The following is a 6521-nucleotide window of genomic DNA, read 5'->3' on the forward strand; positions in this document are numbered from 1 at the left end:
GGCCTCGCCCGAGCGGCTCCACGGCCGGGGAACCCAGCTGGCATGGCCCAATCAATGAAGGCTTAACGAACGACGGCGCCTGTCCCTTTGAGGGAGACAGGCGCCGTCGTTGTTTGTTGGCTTAGTCGTCGCTGGCTGGAGGCGGACCGGGCTTCGGAAGCCGGACCTCCCGGGGCTTGGCTTCCGCCATCCGCTTCTCTGTCCAGTACTCGAGGATCTCCTCGCGGGTCTGGTTCAGGTCGCTGCGGCTGACGCCATCCTCGCTGGGAGGATCCTTAAGATGCTGCTGCACTGTTGTAAGCCTGCTCGATGACCGAACCCCAGTAGGGGCCGTACATCACTGCCGAACGGTCGTAGCCGTAGCTGTTGATGGAGTTCTGGGTGCCGGTGGAGCTGGTGCCGATGAACCACGGGCCGCCAGAGGAGCCGCCGGTCATGTCGCACGGAATGCCCTGGGTGTTGAACTGGGGGTTGAAGGGATCGTTGGAAGCGCGCCCGGTGCAGCTCTTGAGGGTCTCGCCGTTGAAGGGCGAGGCGGCCGGGTAACCGAAGGACTTGTAGGTCAGGCCCCGTGCCTGGTTGAAGGCGACTCCGGAGGCGCCAACGACGTCAGTCAAATACTGTCCGCTGCCGTTCCGGCTTACCACTGCAAACCCTGTGTCGTAGGTCATGTCCCCGCTGCCGCTCCACTGGGTGGGCGCAACCAGGGAGGTGGCCGCCCACTTGCCGTACGGGGCGGCTCCGTTCTGGTACGCAGGAACAAACACGAAGTTTGTGGCGAACGCTCCCGGTCCTTCATTAATGCAGTGGCCTGCAGTGGACACCGTGCTCTTGTTCTTCGCCGATACGGAGTTGCCCGAGCACACGTAGTTGGCGCCGCCGAGGGTGAAGAAGACCTTGCCGATGTGCTTCACCGGGGTTTCACTTTGCGCGAGGGGCTGCTGCTGCTTGGCCCGGGTGGCCTTCACTTCGGCGCTCTTGCCCTTTTCCACCAGCAGCGGGCTTGAACGGTTGCCCCGCTCCAGGGCCTTGCTTGCCAGGACGTCCCCGGGGGTGGCTGTCAGCATGCGTTCTGCCGTCCAGTAGTCCGCTGCGCCGGCATTTTCGACAGCCGCACGGGTCACGGAGGGATTCTTCTTGTCCTCGGAAGCGGCCGGTGCAGCGGAGGCTCCGCCGGCCGCAGAGAGTGCCAGAACGGCTGCGGCTGAGAAGCTGAGAAGGCCGGTAGCCAGAGACCTGGTGCGTGTCATTGGTGTCCTGTCATAACGGGGAGGGGCCATGGGGAGGGCCGGAAGTGACGTTCCGAACTTATCGAGATATGACAGTTTTGTAAATAGGAGTGACGTATCATGTAGGGGTCCCGCGGGCGCTTCACCCCCAACCGGGCAGGAAACACGACGGCGGGCTGACGCACCTGGGCGGGCGACGCCGTCGGCCGTTCTCCATCGCTGTAATCCTCCTCACCGCCGGGGTAACCGTAGGGCGCCGGTAGGGTTCAAAGCCGTGCACTCGGGTAAGTTGTAGATGATAACCAAGCCGACCCACAGGGAGACGCCCGCGCATGTCCAAGATTATCTACACCCACACCGACGAAGCGCCGATGCTGGCTACCTATTCGTTCCTGCCCATCATCGAGGCCTTCGCCTCGACAGCAGGTGTGGAGGTGGAGACCCGCGACATTTCGCTCGCCGGCCGCATCATCGCCGTCTTCGGTGACTACCTGACCCCCGAGCAGCAGACCGGTGACGCCCTTGCTGAACTCGGTGAGCTGGCGAAGACGCCGGAAGCCAACATCATCAAGCTGCCCAACATCAGCGCCTCCATCCCGCAGCTGAAGGCGGCCATTGCAGAGCTGCAGGGCCAGGGCTACGCATTGCCCGACTACCCGGACAACCCCTCCTCGGACGAGGAAACGGCCATCCGCTCGCGCTATGACAAGATCAAGGGCTCCGCCGTGAACCCTGTACTGCGTGAGGGCAACTCGGACCGCCGCGCACCTCTGTCCGTGAAGAACTACGCCCGCCAGAACCCGCACTCCATGGGCGCCTGGACCCCGGAGTCCAAAACCAACGTGGCCACCATGGGCAAGGATGACTTCCGCTCGAACGAGAAGTCCGTGGTCATCGAGTCCGAGGGCACCATCGCCATCCAGCTGGTCCGCGAAGACGGTTCCGTGAAGGTCCTGAAGAAGGCCTTCCCGGTTTTGGCCGGCGAGGTCATCGACGGCACTGTGATGCGCGCCGCAGCCTTGGACGAATTCCTGCAGGCACAGGTGGCCCGCGCCAAGGAAGAGGGCGTGCTGTTCTCCGCCCACCTCAAGGCCACCATGATGAAGGTTTCGGACCCCATCATCTTCGGCCACGTGGTCAAGGCCTACTTCTCTGAACTGTTTGAGACCTACGGCAAGCAGCTCTCCGCCGCCGGCATCAGCCCCAACAACGGCCTGGCCGCCATCCTCAGCAGCCTTGAGGACCTGCCGGAGGACGTCCGCGAAGGCGTGCAGTCCCTGATCAAGAAGGGCCTCGAAGAAGGCCCCGCCCTGGCCATGGTGGATTCCGACAAGGGCATCACCACGCTGAACGTCCCCTCCGACGTCATTGTGGACGCGTCCATGCCCGCCATGATCCGCAGCTCCGGCCACATGTGGGGCCCGGACGGCAAGGAAGCTGACACCCTGGCCGTGCTGCCGGACAGCTCCTACGCCGGCATTTACCAGGTGGTCATCGACGACTGCCGCGCCAACGGCGCCTACGACCCCACCACCATGGGCACCGTCCCGAACGTGGGCCTCATGGCACAGGCCGCCGAGGAATACGGCAGCCACGACAAGACGTTCGAAATCCAGGAAGCCGGCACGGTGCAGATCGTGGACGGCTCCGGGAACGTCCTGATCGAACACGAGGTCTCCGTTGGTGACATCTGGCGTGCATGCCAGACCAAGGACCTGCCCATCCGCGACTGGGTCAAGCTGGCCGTCACCCGCGCCCGCGCCTCCCAGACCCCGGCCGTGTTCTGGCTGGACGAGGAACGCGCCCACGACGCCAACCTCATCACCAAGGTCAACGAGTACCTCAAGGACCACGATACCGAGGGCCTGGACATCCGCATCATGTCCCCGGTCAAGGCCATCGAATTCACGCTGGAGCGCATTCGCAAGGGCGAGGACACCATTTCGGTGTCCGGCAACGTCCTGCGCGACTACCTCACGGACCTGTTCCCCATCCTCGAGCTGGGCACCAGCGCCAAGATGCTGTCCGTGGTTCCGCTGATGAACGGCGGCGGGCTCTTCGAGACCGGCGCCGGCGGATCCGCCCCGAAGCACGTCCAGCAGCTGCTCAAGGAAAACCACCTGCGCTGGGACAGCCTAGGCGAGTTCCTGGCCCTGGCGGTCAGCTTCGAGCACCTGGCCACCACCACGGGCAACGCCCGCGCCCAGGTCCTGGCTGACACCCTGGACCGCGCCACCGGCACCTTCCTGCTGGAGAACAAGTCCCCGAGCCGCCGTGCCGGTGAGCTGGACAACCGCGGCAGCCACTACTACCTGGCCCGCTACTGGGCCGAAGAGCTGGCCAAGCAGACGGACGACGCCGAGCTGGCCGCGTCGTTCAGCTCCATCGCCGGTGAGCTTTCCTCCAAGGAGGAGACGATTGTGGGCGAGCTGGCCGAGGTCCAGGGCTCACCCGTGGACATCGGAGGCTACTACCGCCCGGACGACGCGAAGGCTTCCTCCGTGATGCGTCCGTCAGCCACGCTGAACAAGGTCCTGGCCACCCTGAGCTAGGGGCAGGGCTATCCAGCTCTGAGCAGGTAACGCCAAGAAGCGGTGTCCCGGATATCCGGGACACCGCCTCTTGTCTGTGGCTTCGCTTGTCGTGTGGTTGGGACTTTCGCGTGGCGCAGCAGCCGGCCCGCCGTCGTCGTGCGCTTTGATGGCGGCGCCGTCCTAGTCCTTGCCCTTGCCCCCGTTGCCCTTCTTGTCGTCGCCGCCACCGTCCTCTTTACCGGTGGCCGGAGCTGGTGCGGGGGCCGGCGTCTGGGTGGCTGCCTCCTTTTGTGCTGCTTCCCGGGAGGCCTGGGCGGCGGCCGCCTCCTCAGCGACGCGCGCCTCTTCCGCTTTCTTGGCCGCCAACGACTCGTTAAGGTCGGCACGGACGGCCGCGGCGATGGTGGTGATGGTCTGCTGCCGGTCCTTGGAAACCTGCCCTTTGCTTTGGGCGGCGCTCAGTTCAGCCTCGAGGTTCTCCAGCGCTTTCAGTGCTGCAGCGGGATCGTTCCGGGAGGAGGCCTCGCTGACTTCGAGGACCCGCGCCTGAAGTTGTCGTGCCGCGCTCGGCTGCAGGCTTGTGTCGGTAGTGCCGCAGCCGGCCAACAGGCCGGAGGTCAGCACAGCCGCCGTCACCGTTATGGCCAGCGAGGGGCGCCACTTGGCGTTCAGCCTCATGGTTCCACGCTCTTCTGGAGCTCCTCCAAGTGGTCGCCCAGGACACCGGTCACGGTTGGGTAAGGCACGTCGTCGGGCGTGGACTGGGCGTTCAGGCTCACCAGCACGGCCGCTGCAGCTGCTGCCAGCACCAGGATCCCCAGAACCACGGCCAGCCAGATCCTCCTGCTGCGCGACGCGCCGGATGGCTTCTTTCCGGGCTGTTTGCCCTTTGCCCCTGATTCGGGTGCCACCGGAGAGGCTTCGTTTGCAGGTTCCGCTGCTTCCCGGAGTTCATCCAGCGACTCTTCAGCAGTGATGGACGGAGGGTGGAACGGCATGGCCGGCAGGACCCGGGTGGTTTCCGGAACGAGTTCCCCGGGTGTGGACGCGGGCGAAACCAGAGCCTGCCGGAGGGCAGTCTCAATGTCCGCAGCGGCGGGACGTTCCAGCGGCTCGATGGCTGTCATGGAGCGGATTAGATCAGCCCATTCTGTCGGCAAATCCTTGGGAATCTCCGGTGCGCGGTGCAGGCGCGCCACCGCCGACTCCACGGCGCCGCCGGGGTATTCGACGGTGCCCTTGATGCACTCAAGCAGCACCAGTCCCAGGGAATAGATGTCCGAGGCGGGGGAGAGGGGCTGGCCAAGGGCCTGCTCCGGGCTGAGGTAAGCGGCCGTGCCCACCATGGTTCCCGTAGCGGTCAGCCGGGTTGCGTCCGCGATCCTGGCGATGCCGAAGTCCGTGAGTTTGGGTCGCAGGGGCTCGCCGGGGCGGATCTGTACCAGCAGGATGTTGGCGGGCTTGATGTCGCGGTGGATGATTCCCAGGCCGTGAACATACGCCAGGGCGTCCGCGATGCCGGCCCCGATGACCGAGAGTTCCTCGAGGGGGACACGGCTGTGCCGGATCCTGGTCCGCAGATCCTGGCCCTCCACCAGTTCCATCGTGAGGAAGGGCCTGGGCTCATCGGGTATGCGGTCGTCGATGCCGGCGTCGAAGAGTGTCACCAGGCCGGGGTGGTTGAGCGTCGCGAGAAGCTGGATTTCCGCTTCCTGGCGTTTCAGCTCGTCGGCGTCCGGCGCCTGCGGGGCGAAGAGCTTGAGAGCAACATCGCGGCCCAGGTTCTCGTCCCGGGCGCAGTAGACCGATGACATTCCGCCGCGGCCAATGACCTCACCCAACCGATAACGTCCGCCGACCACTTCATTCTTGATGGAGCTAGGCGATTCCGCCACCATACCGTTCCTCCCGGTGCGCTGCGGCACTGTCCTACCTCAAATTATACGGGCGGTGGAGTTAACGGAAGATTGGGCCCCGCACATCTGTTCAGCCACATGCCGGCGCCCCGCCGGCGAACCTCTAGCTTCCGCCGCCGGACCACCGGCCACAAGGACATGTGTGCTGATGACATGTTTGCGTGAATGTGAGTATTTGAGTCGTGTGCTTTTGCGGGGTCCTCCCTTCCCTCAGCCTGCTTGTTGCTGCCGCTTCAGGCGCATGGTGCAGGCACGGTCAACGAAGCGTTGGGCGCCTAGGACACCTTGCGCTTGCGGAGGAGGACCAGGAGGCCGGCCACCAGCAGCAGCAGGGCCAGCGGGACGAGCGAAGCGTCCATTCCCGTGTTGGCCAGGCTTGTGCTGCCCTTTGCAGTGCCGCCCTGAGTCGCAGCGCCGCGGGCACTGGTGTCGACGCCGATGGCGCCGCTCACTGCCGTGGACCCTGCCGGTGCTGCCGAGAAGCCGCCGGTACCTGCGTCAGTCGCGTTGTCCCCTCCGGTGGTTCCGGTATTTCCGGTATTTCCGGTGTTGCCGCCGGTGCCGGGGGCATTCGTACCCGGAGCGTTGGTACCGGGGTCAACGGTGCCGGTGCCTCCCGTGCTGCCATCGCCGGGGTTCTCCGTACCCGGAGTGCCAGTGCCCGGGTTTTCGGTGCCGTTGCCGTCGCCGCCCAGACCGATGCCGAGGTCAATGCCCAGATCTACTCCGGTGCCGGTTCCGCCAGTGTTGCCCGCGCCGAGGTCCACGACTGCGTCTAGGACGGTGCCGAGTCCGTCGGTGGTGCCGGTTCCGGTGTTGCCGAGGTTGAGGTCGACGGCTGC

6 protein-coding genes are annotated in these 6521 nt (G+C 65.3%); 1 reads left to right on the forward strand and 5 read right to left on the reverse strand.

All coding sequences use genetic code 11. The features are described from left to right. Positions 1 to 121: 121 nt before the first annotated feature. Together QRN11_RS20190 and QRN11_RS20195 are read right to left on the reverse strand one after the other, a co-directional pair. Positions 122 to 292 carry a hypothetical protein gene (locus QRN11_RS20190; protein WP_285314243.1) on the reverse strand — a complete coding sequence of 57 codons (171 nt, stop codon included), beginning with the start codon at positions 290 to 292 and terminating at the stop codon, positions 122 to 124. Beyond that, complete coding sequence (locus QRN11_RS20195; RefSeq protein ID WP_285314244.1) at positions 276 to 1250, reverse strand: trypsin-like serine peptidase; 975 nt, start codon at positions 1248 to 1250, stop codon at positions 276 to 278. Before QRN11_RS20195 ends, QRN11_RS20190 begins: the two co-directional genes overlap by 17 nt. 311 nt (positions 1251 to 1561) lie before the next feature. On the opposite strand from QRN11_RS20195, the gene QRN11_RS20200 reads away from it, so the two are divergent. After that, positions 1562 to 3781, forward strand: a complete 2220-nt coding sequence (locus tag QRN11_RS20200; protein ID WP_285314245.1) for an NADP-dependent isocitrate dehydrogenase — start codon at positions 1562 to 1564, stop codon at positions 3779 to 3781. A 162-nt stretch (positions 3782 to 3943) separates the two neighbouring features. Here QRN11_RS20200 and QRN11_RS20205 read toward each other — a convergent pair whose 3' ends face one another. From QRN11_RS20205 to QRN11_RS20215, 3 genes are all read right to left on the reverse strand, one after another. Next, positions 3944 to 4441, reverse strand: a complete 498-nt coding sequence (locus tag QRN11_RS20205; protein WP_285314246.1) for a hypothetical protein — start codon at positions 4439 to 4441, stop codon at positions 3944 to 3946. Then, on the reverse strand, positions 4438 to 5661 hold the full coding sequence (locus QRN11_RS20210) for a serine/threonine-protein kinase (protein ID WP_285314247.1): 1224 nt from the start codon (positions 5659 to 5661) through the stop codon (positions 4438 to 4440). The genes QRN11_RS20205 and QRN11_RS20210 overlap by 4 nt, the downstream gene beginning before the upstream one ends. A gap of 293 nt (positions 5662 to 5954) precedes the next feature. Further along, positions 5955 to 6521, reverse strand: a 567-nt coding sequence (locus tag QRN11_RS20215) for an LPXTG cell wall anchor domain-containing protein (RefSeq protein WP_285314248.1), incomplete at its 5' end; no start/stop codon positions are given.

Origin of the sequence: Pseudarthrobacter sp. fls2-241-R2A-168 (assembly GCF_030209335.1) — a bacterium.
Lineage (GTDB): Bacteria > Actinomycetota > Actinomycetes > Actinomycetales > Micrococcaceae > Arthrobacter.